Origin of the sequence: Mycobacterium sp. E796 (assembly GCF_001672815.1) — a bacterium.
Taxonomy (GTDB): Bacteria; Actinomycetota; Actinomycetes; order Mycobacteriales; family Mycobacteriaceae; genus Mycobacterium.
In genome coordinates this window covers 1-1,121 of record NZ_LZKK01000220.1, presented here as the reverse complement: position 1 = coordinate 1,121, position 1,121 = coordinate 1, and the positions used below count along the sequence as shown (strand labels likewise).

Annotated in this window: 1 protein-coding gene; it reads left to right on the top strand. The window is 70.8% G+C overall.

Annotation, left to right across the window (positions count from 1 at the left end; translation table 11 throughout):
* Positions 1-1,121, top strand: a 1,121-nt coding sequence (locus A5706_RS16175; RefSeq protein ID WP_231985321.1) for a condensation domain-containing protein, incomplete at both ends; no start/stop codon positions are given.

Genomic DNA, 1,121 nt, shown 5'->3' with positions numbered 1-1,121 from the left:
GGTATCTATGCGCAGGTGTTGGGGTTGGAGCGGGTCGGGGTGGAGGAGTCGTTCTTCGAATTGGGCGGGGACAGCATTTTGTCGATGCAGGTGGTGGCGCGGGCGCGGGCGGCCGGCGTGGTGGTTCGGCCGCGCGACGTCTTCGTCGAGCAGACCGTGGCCAAGCTCGCCCGAGTGGCCGGCGTGGTCGACGCCGATGCCGAGGTGATCGACCAGGGCGTCGGGCCCGTCATCGCGACCCCGATCATCCGCTGGCTGGAGGACCAGGAACGTGCGGGCGCCCCGGTCGAGCAGTTCAACCAGACGGTGGTCGTGCAGGCACCGGTGGGGGCCACGGAGGAAGACGTGGCGGCGGTGTTGCAGGCCCTGCTGGATCGGCATGCGATGCTGCGGCTGCGCGTCGACCGCAACGACACGGACGGCTCGGGTGGATGGTCGCTGACGGTGCCCGAGCCCGGTTCGGTGGACGCGCGCGGGTGCCTGCAAACGGTGGACGTGCTGTCCGAGGAGGCCTTGGTGGCGGCGCGGTCGCGGTTGAACCCGGCGACGGGCATGATGCTCAGCGCGGTCTGGGTGATCTCCACGGGCCGGTTGGTGGCGATCGTTCACCACCTGGCGGTCGATGGGGTGTCGTGGCGGATCCTGCTCGAGGACCTCAACCTGGCCTGGGCCCAGCATGTCGGTGGGCAGCAACTGGCGTTGCCCACACCGGGGACCTCGTTTGCCGGGTGGGCGGCGCTGCTGGCCGAGCACGCCCACCGTCCCGAGGTGGTGGGGCAGGCGCGCGCGTGGCGGCAGATCGCCGCGCTGCCCGCGGCATTGCCGGCCGTGCAACCCGCGGTCGACACCTACGTCAGCGCCGGGATCTTGATGGCGCAGTTGGACGCGGAGACGACCCGGATGCTGCTCGGCGAGGTGCCCGCGGCCTTCCACGCCGGCATCCACGAGATCTTGTTGATCGCGTTCGCCTTGGCGTGTGCCGAATTCTTGGGCACCGGCGCCGCGCCCGTCGTGATCGACGCCGAGGGTCACGGGCGCCAGGAAGAGCTGGACGCGGGCGTCGACCTGTCGCGCACGGTGGGGTGGTTCACCACCAAGTACCCCGTGGCCCTGGCGGTGGG